This is a genomic window from Streptomyces sp. NPDC050418 (assembly GCF_044458745.1).
Taxonomy (GTDB): Bacteria; Actinomycetota; Actinomycetes; order Streptomycetales; family Streptomycetaceae; genus Streptomyces.
Genome location: NZ_JBITIG010000013.1, coordinates 217,034 through 238,027 on the forward strand (window position 1 = coordinate 217,034; position 20,994 = coordinate 238,027).

Below are 20,994 nucleotides of genomic sequence, written 5' to 3' on the forward strand. Positions count from 1 at the left end.
ACCTCACTTTGCGGTGAGCACACGCCCCATCGTGCTCAGGGCAGCGCAGGTCCCACCCCCATATGTCCGGACCTCACGGCAGGAGGCGCTCGATGCGCTTCAGACCCACCCCCCGAGCACGACACAGACTGATCGCGGGCCTCACCACGCTCGTCCTCCCCCTGGCGGCGCTCGTCGGCCTCGCCACCCCGGCCGCGGCGGCGGCCGACGCCACCGCCACGTATGCCAAGACCCAGGACTGGGGCAGCGGCTTCGAAGGCAAGTGGACCGTCAAGAACACCGGCACCACGTCGATATCGTCGTGGACCGTCGAATGGGACTTCCCCTCCGGCACCTCGGTGACCTCGGCCTGGGACGCCACCGTCACCAGCTCGGGCAACCACTGGACCGCCAAGAACCTCGGCTGGAACGGGACGCTCGCCCCCGGCGCCTCGGTCTCCTTCGGGTTCAACGGCTCGGGCTCCGGCTCCCCCGCCAACTGCAAGCTGAACGGCGCGAGCTGCGACGGCGGCTCGGTCCCCGGTGACGCGGCGCCCAGCGCGCCCGGCACCCCCACCGCCTCCGACATCACCGACACCTCGGTGAAGCTGAGCTGGGGCGCGGCCACCGACGACAAGGGCGTCAAGAACTACGACGTCCTGCGCGACGGCTCCGTCGTCGCGACGGTCACCGGCACCTCGTACACGAACACCGGCCTGACCGCCGGCACCGACTACTCGTACACGGTCCAGGCCCGCGACACCGCCGACCAGACCGGTCCGGTCAGCGGCGCCCGCGCGGTGCGGACCACGGGCGGCGGCGGCAACCCCGACCCCGGGGACAAGATCAACCTGGGCTACTTCGTGGAGTGGGGCGTCTACGGCCGCAACTACCACGTCAAGAACCTGGTGAGCTCCGGCTCGGCGTCGAAGATCACGCACATCAACTACGCCTTCGCCAACGTCAAGAACGGCCAGTGCACGATGGACGACTCGTTCGCGGCCATCGACAAGGCGTACACGGCCGACCAGTCCGTGGACGGCGTGGCGGACACCTGGGACCAGCCCCTGCGCGGCAACTTCAACCAGCTGCGCAAGCTGAAGGCCAAGTACCCGCACATCAAGATCCTGTACTCGGTGGGCGGCTGGACCTACTCGGGCGGCTTCGGCCAGGCGGCGCAGAACCCGGCCGCGTTCGCCGAGTCCTGCTACAAGCTGGTCGAGGACCCGCGCTGGGCCGATGTCTTCGACGGCATCGACATCGACTGGGAGTACCCCAACGCGTGCGGTCTGACCTGTGACACCAGCGGGCCCGCGGCCTTCAAGAACGTGATGTCCGCGCTGCGCACCAAGTTCGGCCCGGACAACCTGGTGACGGCCGCGATCACGGCGGACGCGACCTCGGGCGGCAAGATCGACGCGGCCGACTACGGCGGCGCCGCGGCCTCGGTCGACTGGTACAACGTGATGACGTACGACTTCTTCGGCGCCTGGGCCAAGACCGGCCCGACGGCCCCGCACTCCCCGCTCACCCCGTACGCCGGCATCCCGCAGGACGGCTTCACGTCGGCGCAGGCCATCGCGAAGCTCAAGGGCAAGGGCGTCCCGGCCTCGAAGCTGCTGCTCGGCATCGGCTTCTACGGCCGCGGCTGGACGGGCGTGAGCCAGGCGGCACCCGGCGGCAGCGCCACCGGGCCCGCGGCCGGTACGTACGAGGCGGGCATCGAGGACTACAAGGTCCTCAAGGGCAAGTGTCCGGCGAACGGCACCGTGGCCGGGACGGCGTACGCGCACTGCGGCAGTGACTGGTGGTCGTACGACACTCCGGCGACGATCGCGTCGAAGATGAACTGGGCCAAGGACCAGGGGCTCGGCGGCGCGTTCTTCTGGGAGTTCAGCGGAGACACCTCGAACGGCGAACTCGTCTCGGCCATCCGCACAGGCCTCGGCTGACCCCCGGGTCCCCCCACACGAAGCCGGAGCCACGGGTCTGCCCCCTGTGGCTTCGGCTTCTTGGCCCTACGCCACGTTCACCCGCTGGCCGGGCGGAGCGGCCTCCAGCCAGGCCAGGAAACCGGTGAGCGCGTCCTCCGACATGGCCAGCTCCAGGCGCGTACCCCGATGGGTGCAGCCGAGCACGATCGCGTCGGAGAGGAGCGCGACCTCCTCGTCGCCGTCGGGCGCGCGCCGGTCGACGACCTCGATCGCGGCCCGCTCCAGGACGCGCCGGGGCCGAGGCGCGTACGAGAAGACGCGGAACCACTCGATCCGGTCCCCGGAGTACCGCGCGACCCCGTAGCTCCAGCCCTTGCCGGAGGAATCCCCGCCCGCGGGCGCGTTCCACCGCAGCGAGCAGTCGAAGGTGCCGCCGGACCGCTGGATCAGCCGCCGGCGCAGACCGAACACGAAGAGCCCCACAAGCACCAGGGCGACGACCAGTCCGCAGACAAGCAGAGCGAGGACCATCAGCACCGACCTCCTCGACTCGCACTCGAACCAGAACCGGAACCCGAACTCGTCACGTTCCGCAACCGACTTTGTCCCGCATTCACCTCAGCCGCGGCCGGTACTGGCGAAAACCAGTCCCGGCCGCGGCTGAGTCACATACTGTCCCGGCGCAGCCCGTCAGCGCGTGGCGACGGCCCGCAGACGTACATCGGCGCGACGCTCCGCACCGGCGTCCGCCGCCGACTTCGCCCGCTCCAGGGCACGCTCGGCGCGCTGGACATCGATCTCGTCCGCCAGCTCGACGATCTCGGCCAGCAGCGAGAGCTTGTTGTCCGCGAACGAGATGAAACCGCCGTGCACAGCGGCCACCACGGTCTCACCCGCGCTCGTACGAATGGTCACCGGGCCCGATTCCAGCACACCGAGCAGCGGCTGGTGACCGGGCATGACGCCGATGTCGCCGGACGTGGTGCGCGCCACGACCAGGGTGGCCTCGCCGGACCAGACCTGGCGGTCGGCGGCGACCAGCTCGACGTGCAGCTCAGCAGCCAAGGTTGGCTCCTCGGATCACCACCCGGCGGTGATGCCGGGTGTTGGGTCGAATTCTAGTGGGCGTTTCGCAGGGGGCGGGACGCGCCCGCCCCCTGCGGAAGTCACTGCAGCTCACAGCGGTGAGCCGCGCGTGATTCAGGAGACGCCCAGCTCCTTGGCGGCAGCCTTCAGGTCGTCGATGCCACCGCACATGAAGAACGCCTGCTCCGGGAAGTGGTCGTACTCGCCGTCGCAGATCGCGTTGAACGCGGTGATCGACTCGTCGAGGGACACGTCCGAACCGTCGACGCCGGTGAACTGCTTGGCGACGTGCGTGTTCTGGGACAGGAAGCGCTCCACGCGACGGGCACGGTGGACGACGAGCTTGTCCTCCTCGCCGAGCTCGTCGATACCGAGGATCGCGATGATGTCCTGGAGGTCCTTGTACTTCTGCAGGATCCCCTTGACGCGCATGGCGGTGGAGTAGTGGTCCGCCGCGATGTACCGCGGGTCGAGGATGCGGGACGTCGAGTCCAGCGGGTCCACGGCCGGGTAGATGCCCTTCTCGGAGATCGGACGGGACAGAACCGTCGTCGCGTCGAGGTGGGCGAAGGTGGTGGCCGGGGCCGGGTCGGTCAGGTCGTCCGCGGGCACGTAAATGGCCTGCATGGACGTGATCGAGTGACCACGGGTCGAGGTGATGCGCTCCTGGAGGAGACCCATCTCGTCGGCCAGGTTCGGCTGGTAACCCACCGCGGAGGGCATACGGCCGAGCAGGGTCGAGACCTCGGAACCGGCCTGCGTGAAGCGGAAGATGTTGTCGATGAAGAACAGCACGTCCTGCTTCTGCACATCGCGGAAGTACTCCGCCATGGTCAGACCGGCAAGGGCCACGCGCAGACGCGTGCCCGGCGGCTCGTCCATCTGACCGAAGACCAGCGCGGTCTTGTCGATGACGCCCGACTCGGCCATTTCCTCGATGAGGTCGTTGCCCTCACGGGTGCGCTCGCCGACACCGGCGAACACCGACACACCATCGTGGTTGTTGGCCACGCGGTAGATCATTTCCTGGATCAGCACGGTCTTGCCGACGCCGGCACCACCGAACAGACCGATCTTTCCACCCTTGACGTACGGGGTGAGAAGGTCGATGACCTTGACGCCGGTCTCGAACATCTCCGTCTTCGACTCGAGCTCGTCGAAGTTCGGGGCCTTGCGGTGGATCGACCAGCGCTCGCCGGTGTACTCCTCGTCGGTGTTCAGCACCTCGCCGAGCGTGTTGAACACCTTGCCCTTGGTGAAGTCACCGACCGGGACGGTGATGCCGTCGCCGGTGTCGGTCACCGGGGCCTGGCGGACCAGACCGTCGGTGGGCTGCATCGAGATCGCGCGGACCACGCCGTCACCCAGGTGCTGGGCGACCTCGAGGGTCAGCGTCTTCTTCTCGCCCGCGTTGGCCGGGTCGGAGACCTCGACGTGCAGGGCGTTGTAGATGTCGGGCATCGCGTCGACGGGGAACTCCACGTCGACGACCGGGCCGATGACACGGGCGACACGGCCCGTCGCCGTCGCCGTCTCAACAGTGGTGGTCATTACTTGTCACTCCCCGCGCTAGCGTCGGCCAGGGCTGCAGAGCCACCGACGATCTCGCTGATTTCCTGGGTGATTTCGGCCTGGCGGGCCGCGTTGGCAAGCCGGGACAGATTGTTGATCAGATCCCCGGCGTTGTCGGTGGCCGACTTCATCGCGCGGCGCGTGGCGGCGTGCTTGGAAGCAGCCGACTGCAGCAGCGCGTTGTAGATACGGCTCTCGACGTAGCGCGGCAGAAGGGCGTCGAGGACGTCCTCCGCCGACGGCTCGAAGTCGTACAGCGGGCGGATCTCGTCCTTCGTGCCCGCCTCTACCGCGACCTCTTCGAGGCTGAGCGGCAGCAGCCGCGCCTCGACCGCGTTCTGCGTCATCATCGAGACGAACTCGGTGTAGACGATGTGGAGTTCGTCCACGCCGCCCTCGGCCGTTTCCTTCTCGATCGCCTCGATCAGCGGCGCCGCGATCTCCTTGGCGTCGCCGTAGGCGGGCTCGTCCGTGAAGCCCGTCCACGTGCCGGCGATCTTGCGCTCACGGAAGTTGTAGTGCGCGATGCCACGGCGGCCGACGATGTACGTGTCGACCTCCTTGCCCTCGCCCTGCAGCTTCGCCGTGAGCGTTTCCGCGGCCTTGATGGCGTTGGAGTTGAAGGCGCCGGCGAGTCCGCGGTCGCTCGAAAGAAGCAGCACCGCGGCCCGGGTCGGCGACTCGGCCTCGGTGGTCAGCGGGTGCTTGTCGTTCGCACCCGTGGCCACCGCGGTGACCGCGCGGGTCAGCTCGGTCGCGTACGGCGTGGAGGCCGCCACCTTGCGCTGCGCCTTGACGACACGCGAGGCGGCGATCATCTCCATCGCCTTGGTGATCTTCTTCGTCGCGGTGACGGACCGGATGCGACGCTTGTAGACCCGGAGCTGGGCTCCCATGAGTCAGGTCCCTTCCGTCGTCACTTGGAGACGTTGACGGCGGCCGGAGCGTCCTCGCCGATCAGCTTGCCGTCCGAGGTCTCGAACTGCTTCTTGAACTCGGTGATGGCGTCCGCGACGGCGGTCAGCGTGTCGTCCGACATCTTGCCGCCCTCCTTGATGGAGGTCATGAGGCCCTGCTCCTTGCGGTGCAGGAACTCGAGGAGCTCCTTCTCGAAGCGGCGGATGTCCTCGACCGGAACGTCGTCCATCTTGCCGGTGGTGCCGGCCCAGACGGAGACGACCTGGTCCTCGGTGGCCATCGGCTGGTACTGAGCCTGCTTGAGCAGCTCGACCATGCGCTGACCGCGCTCCAGCTGCGACTTCGACGCGGCGTCCAGGTCGGAACCGAAGGCGGCGAAGGCCTCCAGCTCACGGAACTGGGCGAGGTCCACGCGGAGGCGGCCGGAAACCTGCTTCATCGCCTTGTGCTGCGCGGAACCACCGACTCGGGAGACGGAGATACCGACGTTCAGCGCGGGGCGCTGACCGGCGTTGAAGAGGTCCGACTCCAGGAAGCACTGGCCGTCGGTGATGGAGATGACGTTGGTCGGGATGAACGCCGAGACGTCGTTGGCCTTCGTCTCGACGATCGGCAGACCGGTCATCGAGCCCTTGCCCATCTCGTCCGAGAGCTTCGCGCAGCGCTCGAGCAGACGGGAGTGCAGGTAGAAGACGTCACCCGGGTAGGCCTCGCGCCCCGGCGGGCGGCGCAGGAGCAGGGACACGGCGCGGTAGGCGTCGGCCTGCTTCGAGAGGTCGTCGAAGATGATGAGGACGTGCTTGCCCTCGTACATCCAGTGCTGGCCGATGGCCGAGCCGGTGTAGGGCGCCAGGTACTTGAAGCCCGCCGGGTCGGACGCCGGGGCGGCGACGATGGTCGTGTACTCCAGCGCGCCGGCCTCTTCCAGGGCGCCACGCACGGAGGCGATGGTCGAGCCCTTCTGGCCGATGGCGACGTAGATGCAGCGGACCTGCTTGTTCACGTCGCCCGAGCGCCAGTTGTCGCGCTGGTTGATGATCGTGTCGACGGCCAGGGCGGTCTTGCCGGTCTGGCGGTCACCGATGATCAGCTGACGCTGACCGCGGCCGATCGGGGTCATCGCGTCGACGGCCTTGTAGCCGGTCTCCATCGGCTCGTGCACCGACTTACGGACCATGACGCCCGGTGCCTGCAGCTCGAGGGCGCGGCGGCCGGTGGACTCGATCTCGCCGAGGCCGTCGATCGGGGCGCCGAGCGGGTCGACGACGCGGCCGAGGTAGCCGTCACCGACGGCGACAGAGAGGACCTCACCGGTGCGCTGCACCGGCTGACCCTCCTCGATGCCGCTGAACTCGCCGAGGACGATGGCACCGATCTCACGCTCTTCGAGGTTGAGCGCGAGGCCGAGGGTGCCGTCCTCGAACTTCAGCAGTTCGTTGGCCATGGCCGAGGGAAGGCCCTCGACCTTCGCGATGCCGTCGCCGGCAAGGGTGACCGTACCGACCTCCTCGCGCGAGGCCGCGTCCGGCTCGTACGCCTGGACAAAGTTCTCCAGTGCGTCCCGGATCTCCTCCGGCCGGATCGTGAGCTCCGCCATCTGGGTTCCCTGCTCTCCTTGTTGGGCCCGAAGTTTCACTTGGGGGGTGTTCCTGATCGGACTCCCCCCACAAAGAGGTGAATCCTCTGCACGGCCCAACCGGGCCGCCGGTCTTGCTAGTTCAGTTTGTGTCAGCCGGTCACGCGGCGGGCGGCGTCATCGATGCGGTCCTGAATCGAACCGTTGATGACCTCGTCGCCGACCTGCACCCGGATCCCGCCGAGGACCGCGGGGTCCACGTCGAGGTTGAGGTGCATCTGACGGCCGTACAGCTTCGCCAGTGCACCGCCCAGACGCTGCTTCTGCGCGTCGGACAGCGGCACCGCCGAGGTGACGACCGCGACCATGCGGTTGCGGCGCTCCGCGGCGAGCTTGGAGAGGGACTCGAGTCCCGCTTCCAGGCTACGTCCACGCGGCGCGGTCACCAGTCGCGTGACGAGACGCTCGGTGACCTGCTCCGCGCGCCCGCCGAGCAGGCTGCGAAGGAGCTCGCCCTTGGCGGACTTCGGCGCGGTGCGGTTGGTCAGCGCCGCACGCAGCTCGGTGTTCGAGGAGACGATCCGGCCGAACCGGAACAGCTCGTCCTCGACGCCGTCGAGCTTGCCCGTCTTCTGCGCAGCGGTCAGGTCCGCGGTGTTCGCGAGCTCTTCGAGCCCGTCGACCAGGTCGCGGGGTGCCGACCAGCGGGACCGCACGAGGCCCGCCACCAGGTCGGCGGTCTCACCGCTGACCTGGGCGCCGAGCAGCCGCTCGACGAGCTGGGCCTTGGCCTCTCCGGACTGCGCCGGGTCGGTCAGGACCCGACGCAGCGAGACCTCACGGTCGAGCAGCGCGGTGACCGAGGCCAGCTCGTCGGCGAGCTTCGCCGCGTCGACCGAGGTGTTGTCGGTCAGCGCGTCGAGACGCTCGCGTCCGGCGGCCAGTGCCTCGCGGCTGGCTCCGTGCGCACTCATCGAGTCGCCTCGGCCTTCTCCTCGAGCTCGTCGAGGAAGCGGTCGATCACGCGGCTCTGGCGGGCGTGGTCGTCGAGCGACTCACCCACGAGCTTGCCGGCCAGGGTCGTGGCGAGCGTGCCGACGTCCTGGCGCAGCGCGGAGGACGCGGCCTTGCGGTCCGCCTCGATCTGGGCGTGACCCGCGGCGACGATCTCCTCGCGCTGCCGCTGGCCTTCCGCCCGCATCTCGGCGATGAGCTGGGCACCCTGCTCCTGCGCCTCCTGACGCAGACGCGCGGCCTCGTGACGGGCCTCGGCGAGCTGGGCCTTGTACTGCTCGAGAACGGACTGGGCCTCGGCCTGCATGGCCTCGGCGTTCTCGATGCCACCTTCGATCTTCTCGTGGCGCTCTTCCAGAACCTTGTTGATGTTCGGGATGAGCTTCTTCCAGAAGAAGAAGAACACGATGGCGAAGGCGATGGTGCCGACGAGCAGCTCGGGGCCGGGAGGAATGAGCGGGTTCTGCTCTTCCTCGGCCGCCAGCTGAATCAGGTTGGCGATCACATCAGTGCCTTTCGTCGGATGGGACTGTTCGTCTCAGGCGATCAGGAGCCGTAGACGAACGGCATGACGATGCCGATGAGGGCGAGGGCCTCACAGAAGGCGAAGCCGAGGATCTGGTTGGCGCGGATCAGGCCGGCAGCTTCGGGCTGACGGGCCAGGGCCTCGGTGCCCTTACCGAACACGATGCCGACGCCGACACCGGGGCCGATGGCCGCGAGGCCGTAGCCGATGGAGCCGAGGGCCTTGATGTCACCGGTGAGGGCGGCGAGCTCGAGAGTCGCGGACATGCCGTTACTTCCTTCTCTTTCATGGACCGGTGGGGGTTGGCCACCGGGCGTCTAAGGGGTGGGCGGGGCTGGCTCAGTGGTGCTCGGAGACGGCGCCCTGGATGTACGAGCAGGCGAGGAGCACGAAGACGTACGCCTGGACGGCCTGCACGAAGAGTTCGAAGACGATCATCCCCATCGTCATGATGAAGGAGACGCCGGCAGCGGGGATGAGCCAGCTGTTCAGCAGGTACCAGGAGGCGACGGTGAACATCACCAGCATCAGGTGACCGGCGAACATGTTGGCGAAGAGTCGGACCGCGTGCGTGAACGGGCGCACCAGCAGGTTCGAGAAGAACTCGATGAACGAGACGAGCCACTTGATCGGGCCGAGCGACGGGTCGTAACCCGTGACGTTCTTCCAGCCGCCCACGAACCCGTGGCGCTTGAAGGTCAGCGGCACCCAGACCAGGTAGACGATGGCGGCGAGCACGGCCGGGAAGGCGATGGACGCGGCGACCGGGAACTGGGCCAGCGGGATCACGGACCAGATGTTCATGATCCAGATGAAGAAGAACAGCGAGACCATCAGGGGGACGTACTTCTCGCCCTCCTTCTTTCCGAGGGTCTCGTACACGATGCCGCGGCGGACGAAGTCGTAGCCCATCTCGCCGAGCAGCTGGAGCTTGCCGGGCACGATCTTCGCCTTGCCGAAGGCAAGGGTGAAGAACGTGACGACCACGAGCGTGCTGAGCAGCGCCAGCAGCATGATCTTGTTGAACTCGAACCCGCCGATGGTGAAGATCGGCTTGAAGAGGAACGAGTGGAGGCCCGGCGCCGGGAAGCCACAGCCGTTGTCGGCCATGATCCGACAGCTCCAGTCGAAGGCGAGCTGGGTCTTGTCAGCACTCACCGCGGGCTCCTTCGGCGTGACGCATAGGTACGGCAACCTCGTTGTGTCGGCGCGGCGCGCAGCCGCGAGTCGGCACCGGACTGGTGTTTCGGATGTGGGGGCGGCAATCAGGCGTTGAGCCTCGCGATGGAACAGGCGTCAGCTCGTGTGCCCGCGCCCGCAGTGCCGCAGTTGGCACCGGACGATAGCAGGGTCTGCGACGGCTCTTTATCCCGGCCCTACCCCTCATGAGGAAGAGCCCGTCTTCTCGCTCTTCGAAGCATCGGAATGCCCCGGGTCGATGTAGAAGATCTTGGCCTTCTTGTGCGCGACTGCCATCGAGACCACCCAGGTCAGGGTGCAGACGATGATGGCGGCTGCGAAGACTTTGGGGTTGAACGCCGTGGTGTCCTTGAAGACCGCCACGAAGACGAACAGCACGAGCAGCAAGGTGACGTAGAGCGCGAGCCCCATGGCCTGGAACAGACTCGGCCAGTGCTTGGCCGTGTACTGCAGACCCAGGATTCCGGCGCCCATGAACACGATCACCACGAGCGCGCCGATGATCCCGCCGAGCGCTCCGGTACCCCCGTCGACCACTGCGCCGACGACCGCGGTGACTGCACCGGCGGCGGCGGTCGGAAGGGCGATGGGCAGCAGGATCCGTGCGTCGAGAGACGGCATGGCGGCAACTCCGCTTACTTGCTGGGGACGAGTGTCGTCATGGTCGAGCGTAGACCCGGGCAAAGATCTCTCTTTTCGCCAACGGACCGTCGCACTACGGTCTTTCGGCTCTACCCCGGGATCTCGTGAACCGTATCACAAACTATTTGATGAGGTCTTTACCTGCGAAGTGTGCTGGCCGTCACACATGAGAGGTAATGCGCGCGTCTGGGCGGGACTTTGCACTCAATGCGTGGTAATGCCCGTTTCCCTATGGCCGTTTTGAGGTGACTTCGGAAGCGGCGGTGTGGGATTCCCTACGGAGCCGATCACCGAACCGGTCCGTGAAGCGGGCCCGTCCGCCCACCGCCGTGGCCCCGTTCAGGCGGCCCGCACCGGCTCCCACAGGCGTGCGCTCCTCGGCGGCGGGGGCCGGCGCGGCGGCCGGCTGTTCGCTCTCGTACACGACCGTCGTGGCCCTGCTGCGGCGGTAGCGCGGCGGGACGAAAGCCTCGGCCCAGCTCGGGGTGCGCGGCGTGAAGCGCGGCAGCAGGAGCAGGACCAGACCGACCGCGCTCAGTGCCACGATCAGCAGGACGATCCACATGGACGCCGAGTGAACGGAGTACGCGACGGCGCCGAAGGCGATCAGCGCCGACCAGAAGTACATGATCAGGACCGCGCGGCTGTGGGAGTGCCCGACCTCCAGGAGCCGGTGGTGCAGATGCCCGCGGTCGGCGGCGAACGGCGACTGGCCGTTCCACGTGCGCCGGACGATCGCGAGGATCAGGTCGGCCATCGGGATCGCGATGATCGTCAGCGGCAGCAGCAGCGGGATGTAGACGGGCACCATCTCGTGCACGGCGGCGCGCTCGGAGCCCGCGAAGTCCGAGAGCAGGTCCGGGTCGACCTGTCCGGTGATGGAGATCGCGCCGGCGGCGAGCACCAGGCCGATGAGCATCGAGCCGGAGTCGCCCATGAAGATCCGGGCGGGATGCATGTTGTGCGGCAGGAAGCCCAGGCACATGCCCATCAGGATCGCCGCAAAGAGCGTGGCGGGGGCGGCGGCCTCGATGCCGTAGCCGTACCACATGCGGTAGGCGTACATGAAGAACGCGGTGGCCGCGATGCAGACCATGCCGGCGGCGAGACCGTCGAGGCCGTCCACGAAATTCACCGCGTTGATGGTGATGACCACCAGGGCGACGGTGAGCAGCGTGCCCTGCCACTGGGTCAGGGAGACCGAGCCGACGCCGGGGATCGGCAGCCACAGGATCGTCAGACCCTGCATGACCATGACGCCCGCGGCGATCATCTGGGCGCCCAGCTTGATCAGGGCGTCGATCTCGAACTTGTCGTCCAGGACACCGATCAGCCAGATCAGGGCCGCGCCGGAGAGCAGGGCCCGCGGCTCGTTGGACTTCTCGAAGACCTCGTTGAGCCCGACGAGATGGTCGGCGACCAGGAGTCCCGCGCACAGCCCGAAGAACATGGCGATACCGCCGAGCCGCGGTGTCGGTTCACGGTGCACGTCCCGCGCGCGGACCGCGGGCATCGCACCGGCGACGATGGCGAACTTCCGCACCGGCCCGGTCAGCAGATAGGTCACCGCGGCTGTGACGCAAAGCGTCAGCAGGTATTCACGCACGGGCTTCCCCACAGGTATCGCTGGCCATCTCAGCCCCACACCCTAGCTTCGGAGGCATACGGTTGGGGACTTCCGGGTAGCGAAGATGGTTGCACGCCTGGCTGTGCATGCCACCCCGCTTACCCCTTCCGGCGGCCTCTCAGGCCGGATACGGCGGAAATCTCCGCACCATGTCCCGCACTTCTTCGCGTACGGTCCGGCCCCCGTGCTCCTGCACCCCGCGCAGCGCGGCCCCGAAGAAGCCCGCGATCCGGGCCATCTCGGCCTCGCCCATGCCCTGGGTGGTGACGGCCGCGGTGCCCAGGCGCAGACCGCGGGTCTCGTCGTGGGGCAGCGCGCAGGTGTCGAGGACCATGCCCGCGCCGGCCAGGAGTCCGCGGGCCGCCCTGGCCTCGACGCCGAGCGGGGCCGGGTCCGCGATCACCAGATGGGTGTCGGTACCGCCGGTGGTCACGGCCAGGCCCTCGGCGGCGAGGCATTCGGCGAGCACCCGCGCGTTCGCGACCACCTGATGGGCGTACGCGGTGAACGCCGGTGTTGCCGCCTCGCCGAACGCGACGGCCTTCGCCGCGATCGTGTGCATCTGCGCACCGCCCTGCGTGAACGGGAACACGGCCCGGTCCACGCGCTCGGCCAGGTCTCCGCCGCACAGCAGCATCCCGCCGCGCGGTCCGCGCAGGACCTTGTGCGTCGTCGCGCAGACGACATCGGCGTACGGAACAGGGTTGGGCGCCGCTCCCCCGGCGACCAGGCCGATGGGGTGGGCGGCGTCGGCGATCAGATAGGCGCCCACCTCGTCGGCGATCTCACGGAAGGCCGCGTAGTCGACATGGCGCGGATACGAGATCGAGCCGCAGACGACCGCCTTGGGGCGGTGGGTGACGGCGAGTTCGCGAATGCGTCCGTAGTCGAGCAGCCCGCTCTCCTCGTCGACGCCGTAGCCGATGAAGTCGAACCAGCGTCCCGAGAAGTTCGCGGGCGAGCCGTGCGTGAGGTGCCCGCCGTGGGTCAGACCCATCGCGAGCACTTTGTCGCCGGGGCGCAGCAGGGCGGCGTACGCGGCGAGGACCGCGGACGAGCCGGAGTGCGGCTGCACATTGGCGTGCTCGGCGCCGAACAGCGCCTTGGCCCGGTCGACGGCGATCCGCTCGGCAACGTCGACCAGTTCGCAGCCGCCGTGGTGGCGGGCGCCGGGGTAACCCTCGGCGTACTTGTTGGCGAGGGGTGAGCCGAGTGCGGTGAGCACGGCGGGCGAGGTGAAGTTCTCGGCGGCGATCAACTGCAGACCGCTGCTCTGGCGCTCCAGTTCACCGAGGAGGATCTCGGCGAGCTCGGGGTCCTGGCGGCGCAGGGCGTCGATCCCCGCCTCGTTGACGCGCGCAGCTTCGGTCCCGACCGCCATGGTTCCAATGTAGGACCGATTCGGCCCCTGCGGCGGTCGAGCGGATCCAAATGGAGTGCGGATGCCCGGTCAGCGGCGCGGACCGCTCACGCCCGGGCAGCCAGTCCCGTCAGCGCCGTCACCACAGGCTCCAGCGCCTGGTCGATCTCCTCGCCCACCGAGCGGAAGTACGTCAGGGGTGCGCCGTACGGGTCGTGGACCTCGTCCGCCTCGATGGACGGGGCGAGGAGCCACCCGCGTAGAGCGGCGGCAGCACGGACCAGCGCGCGGGCGCGTTCGACCACACCGTCGTCGAGCGGATCCGGCAGCGTGGCCGGATCTATGGCCCGTACGAGACGGGTGAACTCCTTCAGCGTGAAGGTCCGCAGCCCGGCCGAGTGCCCCATCGAGATGACCTGCGCGCGGTGGTCGCGCGTGGCCGTGAGTACCAGGTCGGCGCGGATCACGTGCTCGTCGAGCAGCTCGCGGCCGACGAAGCCGGTGGCGTCCGCACCGAACTCGTCGAGGACCGTGGCCGCGTTCGCCTCCATCGGGGCGCCCTCGTGCCCCCAGGTCCCCGCGCTCTCGACGATCAGACCGCCCGCGGCCGCGAGGCCGAGCCGGTGGGTCAGGGCATGCCGGGTCAGCCGCTCGGTCATCGGCGAGCGGCAGACGTTGCCGGTGCTGACGTGGAGGATGCGGAAGGTTTCTGCAGGGCCGGAGAGATCCGAGATGCCCGAAAAGCTCGAAGAAGCCGCTATGCCACGCCCCTCAGGGGCCGTCAATTCGCCACCTCGAGGTCGGGGACGACCTTGCGCAGCTCCTCGGCGGAGAGCGCGCCCGCGCGGAGCAGCACGGGCACCTTGCCGGTCACGTCGACGATCGAGGACGGCACGATGCCGGGCGTCGGACCGCCGTCGAGGTAGACGGAGACCGCGTCGCCGAGCATCTCCTGCGCGGCGTCGCAGTCCTCGGGCGCGGGGTGGCCGGTGAGGTTGGCCGAGGAGACGGCCATCGGGCCGACCTCGGTGAGCAGTTCGATGGCGACCGGGTGCAGCGGCATCCGGATCGCGACGGTGCCGCGGGTGTCGCCGAGGTCCCACTGCAGCGAGGGCTGGTGGCGCGCGACGAGCGTCAGGGCGCCGGGCCAGAACGCGTCGACGAGCTCCCAGGCCTTCTCCGAGAAGTCGGTGACCAGGCCGTGCAGGGTGTTCGGGGAGCCGATGAGGACGGGCGTGGGCATGTTGCGGCCGCGGCCCTTGGCCTCCAGGAGATCGACGACGGCCTCCGAGCTGAAGGCGTCCGCGCCGATCCCGTACACGGTGTCGGTGGGCAGCACGACCAGCTCGCCGCGGCGCACCGCGGAGGCGGCCTCGCGCAGGCCGGTGGCGCGGTCGGTGGCGTCGTTCGTGTCGTATCGACGTGCCATTACTCCCCAGCCCTCTCGAACACAAAAGTCTTGGTCATCACGGCATCGCCCTGCGCGCGGTGGCGAAGCGGGGCCGCTTGTTGAGGTCGGGATGGTCGGCCGCGTCCGCCCAGCCCCGCTCCTCGGTGAAGATCCAGGGCACCTGCCCGCCCTGGGTGTCGGCATGCTCGATGACGACGACGCCCCCGGGGCGCAGGAGCCGGTGTGCGGTGCGCTCGATGCCGCGGATCAGGTCGAGGCCGTCCTCGCCGGAGAAGAGCGCGAGTTCGGGATCGTAGTCCCGGGCCTCGGGCGCCACATACTCCCATTCGGTGAGCGGGATGTACGGCGGGTTGGAGATGACGAGGTCGACCTGGCCGTCGAGGTCACCGAACGCGTCACGGGCGTCGCCCTGGCGCAGATCGACCCGGGAGCCCTCGACGTTCTTACGGGTCCAGCGCAGCGCGTCCTCGGACAGCTCGACCGCGTGCACGCGCGAGCGCGGCACCTCCTGCGCGAGGGCGAGCGCGATGGCGCCCGAACCGGTGCACAGATCGACGATCAGCGGCTCGACGACATCCATCGCCCGCACCGCGTCTATCGCCCAGCCGACCACGGACTCGGTCTCCGGCCGCGGCACGAACACCCCGGGCCCGACCTGCAGTTCGAGGTAGCGGAAGAAGGCGCGGCCGGTGATGTGCTGCAGCGGTTCGCGTGCCTCGCGACGGGAGATGGCCTCCCAGTAGCGCGCGTCGAAGTCGCCGTCCTTGACGTTGTGCAGTTCTCCGCGCTTGACGCCGTGCACATACGCGGCGAGCTCCTCCGCGTCGAAGCGCGGCGAGGGCACGCCGGCGTCGGCGAGACGCTGGGTGGCCTGGGCCACCTCGGCGAGCAGAAGGTTCACGCGCCGTCCTTCCTGGGGTTCACAGCCAAAACGCCGGTCACTGCGGCCGTCCTAGGAGGCGTCGGCCAGCTTGGCCGCGGCGTCCGCGTCCACACAGGCCTGGATCATCGCGTCGAGGTCGCCGTCGAGCACCTGGTCCAGGTTGTACGCCTTGAAGCCCACCCGGTGGTCGGAGATCCGGTTCTCCGGGAAGTTGTACGTACGGATCTTCTCGGAGCGGTCCACGGTGCGGACCTGGCTGCGGCGGGCGTCCGCCGCCTTGGACTCGGCCTCCTCCTGCGCGGCGGCGAGCAGCCTGGAGCGCAGGATACGCATCGCCTGCTCCTTGTTCTGGAGCTGGCTCTTCTCGTTCTGGCAGGAAGCGACCACGCCGGTGGGGATGTGCGTGATGCGGACGGCGGAGTCCGTGGTGTTGACGGACTGGCCGCCGGGGCCCGAGGAGCGGTACACGTCGATCCGCAGATCGTTCATGTTGATCTCGACGTCGACCTCCTCGGCCTCGGGCGTGACGAGCACGCCGGCGGCGGAGGTGTGGATGCGGCCCTGCGACTCGGTGGCGGGCACGCGCTGCACGCGGTGCACCCCGCCCTCGTACTTGAGGCGGGCCCAGACGCCCTGGCCGGGCTCGGTCGCACCGTTGCCGCCCTTGGTCTTCACGGCGACCTGGACGTCCTTGTAGCCGCCGAGCTCGGACTCCGTGGAGTCGATGATCTCGGTCTTCCAGCCCACGCGCTCCGCGTACCGCAGATACATGCGCAGGAGGTCGCCGGCGAACAGCGCGGACTCGTCGCCGCCCGCGCCGGCCTTGATCTCCAGGAGCACGTCCTTGTCGTCGGACGGGTCGCGCGGGACCAGGAGGAGGCGCAGCTTCTCGGTGGTCTCCTCGCGCTGCTGCGTGAGGTCCTTGACCTCGGCCGCGAAGTCGGGGTCGTCGGCCGCGAACTCCTTCGCGGTCTCGATGTCCTCGCCGAGCTGCTTCCAGGAGCGGTACGTGGCGACGATCGGCGTCAGCTCGGCGTAGCGCTTGTTGAGCTTGCGCGCGTTGGCCTGGTCAGCGTGCACCGACGGGTCGGCGAGCTGCTTCTCCAGATCGGCGTGCTCACCGATGAGGTCCTCGACCGCCTCGAACATCTCCGGCTCCTGAAACTTGAGAAAAGAAGAATGGGGTGACGAGCAAAACGCCGGTCCTCAGCCGCCCCCTGAACAGGAGCGGCCGAGGACCGGCGCTGTGGCTCGCTACTTCTTGGCGGAGCCGGCCTTGCCGAAGCGGGCCTCGAAGCGGGCCACGCGGCCACCGGTGTCGAGGATCTTCTGCTTGCCCGTGTAGAACGGGTGGCACTCGGAGCAGACCTCGGCACGGATGGTGCCCTCGGTCAGGGTGCTGCGAGTGGTGAACGACGCGCCACAGGTGCAGCTGACCTGCGTCTCGACGTACTCGGGGTGGATGTCGCGCTTCAAGGTGTCTCCTAGGTTCATGGAGGGCACCGGGTCGCCGCCGCGGGATGCGGAGCGTGAACCGGGGCCGACGTACCAGTTTGCCAGGACTGGCCGCATCTCCCAAAACCGGGAGGGGGGCCCAGGTATTCCCGGGGGTGTTTTCGCAGGTCGGAGCGGCGTGTCCGGACGGCCGGATCAGTTGCCGTTCACGTAGGAGCCTGCGTCACCCTTGTCGCCCGCCGAGTCCTTGGTGGCGGCGGCCGGGATGGCCTTGTCGGCCTTGAGCGCGTCCCAGACCAGCTGGGACTCCTGCTGCAGCGGCACCACGCGGTTCGGGTCGAGCTGGTCGTACTCCACGGGGAGCGTGACCATGTGCATGTCCTGGGAGTCGATCGACTTCAGACCGTTGGCGAAGCCGATCAGCCGGTTCACCGAGTCGAGGTCGGAGTCGACGGTGGTGGACTTCGTGGCGGTGTCCGCGAGGTCGTAGAGCTTCTTGGGGCTGGAGAACACCCCGACGTCCTTGATCTGGTCGATCAGGGCCTTCATGAACGCCTGCTGCAGCTGTATTCGCCCGAGGTCGCCGCCGTCGCCGACGGCGTGCCGGGTGCGGACGAGGCCGAGCGCCTGCTCGCCGTTGAGCGTGTGCTCGCCGGCGGGGAGGTTCAGATGGCTGTCGGGGTCGGATATCGCCTTGGTGGTGGTGATGTCGACGCCGCCGAGGGTGTTGATCAGCTTCTTGAAGCCCGAGAAGTCGACCTCGACGTAGTGGTCCATCCGGATCCCGGACATCGACTCGACGGTCTTCACGGCGCAGGCGGGGCCGCCCACCGAGTACGACTCGTTGAACATCCTGCGCTCGCCGCCGGGGTCGGTGCCGCCGGCGTTCGTTGTGCACGCGGGGCGGGTGACCAGGGTGTCCCGCGGTATGGAGACGATGCTGGCCTTCTTGCGGCCCTCGTACACGTGCAGGATCATCGCCGTGTCCGAGCGGGCGCTCGCTCCGTCGCCGCCGCCGTACTTCGCGTTGTCACCGGCGCGCGAGTCGGAGCCGAGGACCAGGATGTCCATCGAGCCGTTGTCGACGTCGTCGGGGCGGTCGGTGCCGAGGGCGGCGTTGATGTCGACGCCGTGCAGATTGCCGTTGAACTTGAACCAGAGGTAGCCAAGGCCCGCGCCGCCGAGCACGACGACACCGGCCGCCGTCCATGCCGTGATGACGAGGGCCTTGCGGCGCGTGCTGCGGGGCTTGCGCCGGGTGGTGCGGGGCTTGCGCCGACGGCCCTTGCCCCCGCTGCGGCCGTCGGCCGTGGCGGAGTCGTCGGGCAGATGATGGCTGGCGTCGGGCATGTGCTCCTCAGTCCTCGATGGGTCGAGTACCACCGTTCGGTCAGACGGTCGGTACTCAAAAAGGGTTGCACAGGCGCGTAAGAGGTTTCTAAGAGCGAACTGTGGAACAGCCACAAACACCTGGTCGCGCGCCGCTGTGCCGCACTCCCCCGGACATCCGCTCTCACCTGCGAATTTACTCCGGGTTCGGCAGTTTCGCAGTTCACCCGTACGGGCGCCGGTCTGTGTCGAAGGTCTCGCGCGTAGCCGTTCCGTCACCGCCTCACAGGACCAAGGACCCGGGCGCATCGGCTCTTCCCGCGCACAGCACGGCGCCCCCGCCACGGATCGTGACGGGGGCGCCGGTGACGTACGAGGCGGGGTGGCGTCAGTCGTTGCCGTTGCCCACGCCGGGCGTCGTCTTCTGGATCTGGAGCAGGAACTCCGCGTTGGACTTCGTCTGCTTCATCTTGTCCAGGAGCAGCTCGATCGCCTGCTGCGAGTCGAGCGCGTGCAGCACCCGGCGCAGCTTCCAGACGACACCGAGCTCGTCGTTGCCGAGCAGGATCTCTTCCTTACGGGTGCCGGACGCGTCCACGTCCACCGCCGGGAAGATGCGCTTGTCGGCGAGCTTGCGGTCGAGCTTGAGCTCCATGTTGCCGGTGCCCTTGAACTCCTCGAAGATCACCTCGTCCATGCGGGACCCGGTGTCCACCAGGGCGGTGGCGAGGATGGTCAGCGAGCCGCCGTCCTCGATGTTGCGGGCCGCACCGAAGAAGCGCTTCGGCGGGTACAGGGCGGTCGAGTCGACACCACCGGACAGGATGCGGCCGGAGGCCGGGGCCGCCAGGTTGTACGCACGGCCCAGACGCGTGATCGAGTCGAGCAGCACGACCACGTCGTGACCCAGCTCCACGAGGCGCTTGGCGCGCTCGATGGCGAGCTCGGCGACCGTGGTGTGGTCCTCGGCCGGACGGTCGAAGGTCGAGGAGATGACCTCGCCCTTGACCGAGCGCTGCATGTCGGTGACCTCTTCCGGACGCTCGTCGACCAGGACGACCATCAGGTGGCACTCGGGGTTGTTGTGCGTGATCGCGTTGGCGACCGCCTGCATGATCATGGTCTTGCCGGTCTTCGGCGGGGCCACGATCAGACCGCGCTGGCCCTTGCCGATCGGCGACACGAGGTCGATGATCCGCGTGGTCAGCACGCCCGGGTCCGTCTCCAGACGGAGGCGGTCCTGCGGGTACAGCGGCGTGAGCTTGGTGAACTCCGGGCGGCCGCGCCCCGATTCGGGCGCCATGCCGTTCACGGAGTCGAGGCGCACGAGCGCGTTGAACTTCTCGCGGCGCTCGCCGTCCTTGGGCTGGCGCACGGCACCGGTGACGTGGTCACCCTTGCGCAGCCCGTTCTTGCGGACCTGGGCGAGGGAGACGTACACGTCGTTCGGGCCCGGCAGGTAGCCGGAGGTCCGGATGAACGCGTAGTTGTCGAGGATGTCGAGGATGCCCGCGACGGGGATCAGGACGTCGTCGTCGGAGACCTGCGGCTCGTTGATCTCGTCGCGCCCGCGACGGCCACGGCGGTCGCGGTAGCGGCCCCGGCGGCCGCGGCGGCCGCCCTCGAAGTCGTCGTCGTCCTGCGGACCGTTGTTGCGGTCACGGTCACGGTCGCGGTCCTGCCGGCCGCCGCCCTGCTGCTGGCGCTGGCCCTGCTGCTTGCCGCCGCCCTGCTCGTCGCGGTTGCGGCCGCGGTCACGGCGGTTGCCGCGCTCGCGACGGCCCTCGGCGTTGTCGTCGCCCTTGGCCTCGGCCTTGTCGCCCTGCTGCTCCGTCTTCGCCTCGGCCTTGGTCTCGCCCTTGGCCTCGGCGGTCACGGTCTCGGGGCTGCCGGCCTCGGCGGTGGCACGACGGCGGCGGCGCTCGGCCGGGGCGTCGTCGGACGCGGGCTGGCCCGGGATCTCGATCTGCTTGGGCGCGGTGGCCTCGGCGGCCTTCTCGTCGGCGGCGGCCGTCTTCTCGGCGGCGGCCTCCGTACGGGCCTTGGAGGTGGCGCGGCGCTTCGGCTTGGACTCGGTGGTGCTGTCCCCCGACGCCTTCGCCGGGGCGGAGCCGCCGGCCTGAGCTTCCTTGATGACCTCGATCAGCTGGCTCTTGCGCATCCGCGCAGTGCCCTTGATCCCGAGGCCCGATGCGACCTGCTGCAGCTCGGCCAGCACCATGCCCTCGAGGCCGGTACCGCGGCGCCGCCGCGTGGTGGGCGCGGCAGGGGCGTCCGTGGCGGGCGCGGCGCTGTCAGTCACGCCCATCAGATCGGTGGTGTCGCTCACGAAGGGTCCTTCCCTGGAGCGGACGTCGGCCTGTCTGGCTCGGCGACCGGTTGTGCTGTCCGGCGATGGTCCTCTGGTACGGACCGGCCGGGGCGGTGGTCCCGCCTCACGGGGCGGAAGAATCTGTGGTGACGGCGGTTCCCGAGGCTGTGC

20 protein-coding genes are annotated in these 20,994 nt (G+C 68.8%); 1 reads left to right on the forward strand and 19 read right to left on the reverse strand.

What is annotated here, in order from left to right; genetic code table 11:
* The first annotated feature begins 92 nt into the window (after positions 1-92).
* Positions 93-1,931, forward strand: coding sequence for a glycosyl hydrolase family 18 protein (locus ACIBI4_RS29220; protein WP_399207114.1), 1,839 nt, complete (start codon positions 93-95; stop codon positions 1,929-1,931).
* A 66-nt stretch (positions 1,932-1,997) separates the two neighbouring features.
* Here ACIBI4_RS29220 and ACIBI4_RS29225 read toward each other — a convergent pair whose 3' ends face one another.
* From ACIBI4_RS29225 to rho, 19 genes are all read right to left on the reverse strand, one after another.
* On the reverse strand, positions 1,998-2,444 hold the full coding sequence (locus ACIBI4_RS29225) for a DUF2550 domain-containing protein (RefSeq protein ID WP_399207115.1): 447 nt from the start codon (positions 2,442-2,444) through the stop codon (positions 1,998-2,000).
* A 159-nt stretch (positions 2,445-2,603) separates the two neighbouring features.
* Positions 2,604-2,978 (reverse strand): F0F1 ATP synthase subunit epsilon, encoded by a 375-nt coding sequence (locus ACIBI4_RS29230; protein WP_399207116.1) that lies wholly within the window; start codon positions 2,976-2,978, stop codon positions 2,604-2,606.
* 135 nt (positions 2,979-3,113) lie between these two features.
* Entirely contained in the window at positions 3,114-4,550 is a 1,437-nt protein-coding gene (gene atpD / locus ACIBI4_RS29235) for a F0F1 ATP synthase subunit beta (RefSeq protein WP_399207117.1), read from the reverse strand.
* A complete protein-coding gene (locus ACIBI4_RS29240; RefSeq protein ID WP_399207118.1) occupies positions 4,550-5,467 on the reverse strand; it encodes a F0F1 ATP synthase subunit gamma in 918 nt (305 codons plus the stop codon). Before ACIBI4_RS29240 ends, atpD begins: the two co-directional genes overlap by 1 nt.
* A gap of 20 nt (positions 5,468-5,487) precedes the next feature.
* Positions 5,488-7,086 carry a F0F1 ATP synthase subunit alpha gene (gene atpA / locus ACIBI4_RS29245; RefSeq protein WP_399207119.1) on the reverse strand — a complete coding sequence of 533 codons (1,599 nt, stop codon included), beginning with the start codon at positions 7,084-7,086 and terminating at the stop codon, positions 5,488-5,490.
* A gap of 131 nt (positions 7,087-7,217) precedes the next feature.
* Positions 7,218-8,039 (reverse strand): F0F1 ATP synthase subunit delta, encoded by an 822-nt coding sequence (locus tag ACIBI4_RS29250; RefSeq protein WP_399207120.1) that lies wholly within the window; start codon positions 8,037-8,039, stop codon positions 7,218-7,220.
* Positions 8,036-8,584, reverse strand: a complete 549-nt coding sequence (locus tag ACIBI4_RS29255) for a F0F1 ATP synthase subunit B (protein ID WP_399207121.1) — start codon at positions 8,582-8,584, stop codon at positions 8,036-8,038. The genes ACIBI4_RS29250 and ACIBI4_RS29255 overlap by 4 nt, the downstream gene beginning before the upstream one ends.
* 41 nt (positions 8,585-8,625) lie before the next feature.
* Positions 8,626-8,871 (reverse strand): ATP synthase F0 subunit C, encoded by a 246-nt coding sequence (gene atpE / locus ACIBI4_RS29260; protein WP_052579491.1) that lies wholly within the window; start codon positions 8,869-8,871, stop codon positions 8,626-8,628.
* 73 nt (positions 8,872-8,944) lie between these two features.
* Positions 8,945-9,715, reverse strand: coding sequence for a F0F1 ATP synthase subunit A (atpB, locus tag ACIBI4_RS29265; protein WP_093608359.1), 771 nt, complete (start codon positions 9,713-9,715; stop codon positions 8,945-8,947).
* Between the two features lie 273 nt (positions 9,716-9,988).
* Positions 9,989-10,426, reverse strand: a complete 438-nt coding sequence (locus ACIBI4_RS29270) for a hypothetical protein (protein WP_399207122.1) — start codon at positions 10,424-10,426, stop codon at positions 9,989-9,991.
* Between the two features lie 250 nt (positions 10,427-10,676).
* Positions 10,677-12,053 carry an MraY family glycosyltransferase gene (locus ACIBI4_RS29275; protein ID WP_399207123.1) on the reverse strand — a complete coding sequence of 459 codons (1,377 nt, stop codon included), beginning with the start codon at positions 12,051-12,053 and terminating at the stop codon, positions 10,677-10,679.
* A gap of 139 nt (positions 12,054-12,192) precedes the next feature.
* A complete protein-coding gene (glyA, locus tag ACIBI4_RS29280) occupies positions 12,193-13,455 on the reverse strand; it encodes a serine hydroxymethyltransferase (protein ID WP_399207124.1) in 1,263 nt (420 codons plus the stop codon).
* An 86-nt stretch (positions 13,456-13,541) separates the two neighbouring features.
* Complete coding sequence (locus ACIBI4_RS29285) at positions 13,542-14,219, reverse strand: protein-tyrosine-phosphatase (RefSeq protein WP_399207125.1); 678 nt, start codon at positions 14,217-14,219, stop codon at positions 13,542-13,544.
* Positions 14,216-14,863: an L-threonylcarbamoyladenylate synthase gene (locus ACIBI4_RS29290; RefSeq protein ID WP_399207126.1), complete on the reverse strand. Its 648-nt coding sequence runs from the start codon at positions 14,861-14,863 to the stop codon at positions 14,216-14,218. Before ACIBI4_RS29290 ends, ACIBI4_RS29285 begins: the two co-directional genes overlap by 4 nt.
* Positions 14,864-14,900: 37 nt before the next feature.
* Positions 14,901-15,746: a peptide chain release factor N(5)-glutamine methyltransferase gene (gene prmC, locus ACIBI4_RS29295; RefSeq protein ID WP_399207127.1), complete on the reverse strand. Its 846-nt coding sequence runs from the start codon at positions 15,744-15,746 to the stop codon at positions 14,901-14,903.
* Between the two features lie 51 nt (positions 15,747-15,797).
* Complete coding sequence (gene prfA, locus ACIBI4_RS29300; protein ID WP_399207128.1) at positions 15,798-16,877, reverse strand: peptide chain release factor 1; 1,080 nt, start codon at positions 16,875-16,877, stop codon at positions 15,798-15,800.
* 105 nt (positions 16,878-16,982) lie between these two features.
* The gene (gene rpmE, locus ACIBI4_RS29305) at positions 16,983-17,204 is read right to left on the reverse strand and encodes a 50S ribosomal protein L31 (protein ID WP_399207129.1); all 222 of its coding nucleotides are present in this window, start codon (positions 17,202-17,204) and stop codon (positions 16,983-16,985) included.
* A 174-nt stretch (positions 17,205-17,378) separates the two neighbouring features.
* Positions 17,379-18,533: an LCP family protein gene (locus ACIBI4_RS29310; RefSeq protein WP_399207130.1), complete on the reverse strand. Its 1,155-nt coding sequence runs from the start codon at positions 18,531-18,533 to the stop codon at positions 17,379-17,381.
* Positions 18,534-18,900: 367 nt separating this feature from the next.
* The gene (rho, locus tag ACIBI4_RS29315) at positions 18,901-20,841 is read right to left on the reverse strand and encodes a transcription termination factor Rho (RefSeq protein ID WP_399207131.1); all 1,941 of its coding nucleotides are present in this window, start codon (positions 20,839-20,841) and stop codon (positions 18,901-18,903) included.
* Between the last annotated feature and the right edge of the window lie 153 nt (positions 20,842-20,994).

Bases quoted from the DNA above. Each gene is read 5' to 3' on its own strand.
- ACIBI4_RS29220 (WP_399207114.1), top strand. From the start codon at position 93: ATGCGCTTCAGACCCACCCCCCGAGCACGACACAGACTGATCGCGGGC.
- ACIBI4_RS29225 (WP_399207115.1), bottom strand. From the start codon at position 2,444: ATGGTCCTCGCTCTGCTTGTCTGCGGACTGGTCGTCGCCCTGGTGCTT.
- atpD (WP_399207117.1), bottom strand. From the start codon at position 4,550: ATGACCACCACTGTTGAGACGGCGACGGCGACGGGCCGTGTCGCCCGT.
- ACIBI4_RS29240 (WP_399207118.1), bottom strand. From the start codon at position 5,467: ATGGGAGCCCAGCTCCGGGTCTACAAGCGTCGCATCCGGTCCGTCACC.
- atpA (WP_399207119.1), bottom strand. From the start codon at position 7,086: ATGGCGGAGCTCACGATCCGGCCGGAGGAGATCCGGGACGCACTGGAG.
- ACIBI4_RS29250 (WP_399207120.1), bottom strand. From the start codon at position 8,039: ATGAGTGCGCACGGAGCCAGCCGCGAGGCACTGGCCGCCGGACGCGAG.
- atpE (WP_052579491.1), bottom strand. From the start codon at position 8,871: ATGTCCGCGACTCTCGAGCTCGCCGCCCTCACCGGTGACATCAAGGCC.
- atpB (WP_093608359.1), bottom strand. From the start codon at position 9,715: ATGGCCGACAACGGCTGTGGCTTCCCGGCGCCGGGCCTCCACTCGTTC.
- ACIBI4_RS29270 (WP_399207122.1), bottom strand. From the start codon at position 10,426: ATGCCGTCTCTCGACGCACGGATCCTGCTGCCCATCGCCCTTCCGACC.
- glyA (WP_399207124.1), bottom strand. From the start codon at position 13,455: ATGGCGGTCGGGACCGAAGCTGCGCGCGTCAACGAGGCGGGGATCGAC.
- ACIBI4_RS29290 (WP_399207126.1), bottom strand. From the start codon at position 14,863: ATGGCACGTCGATACGACACGAACGACGCCACCGACCGCGCCACCGGC.
- prfA (WP_399207128.1), bottom strand. From the start codon at position 16,877: ATGTTCGAGGCGGTCGAGGACCTCATCGGTGAGCACGCCGATCTGGAG.
- ACIBI4_RS29310 (WP_399207130.1), bottom strand. From the start codon at position 18,533: ATGCCCGACGCCAGCCATCATCTGCCCGACGACTCCGCCACGGCCGAC.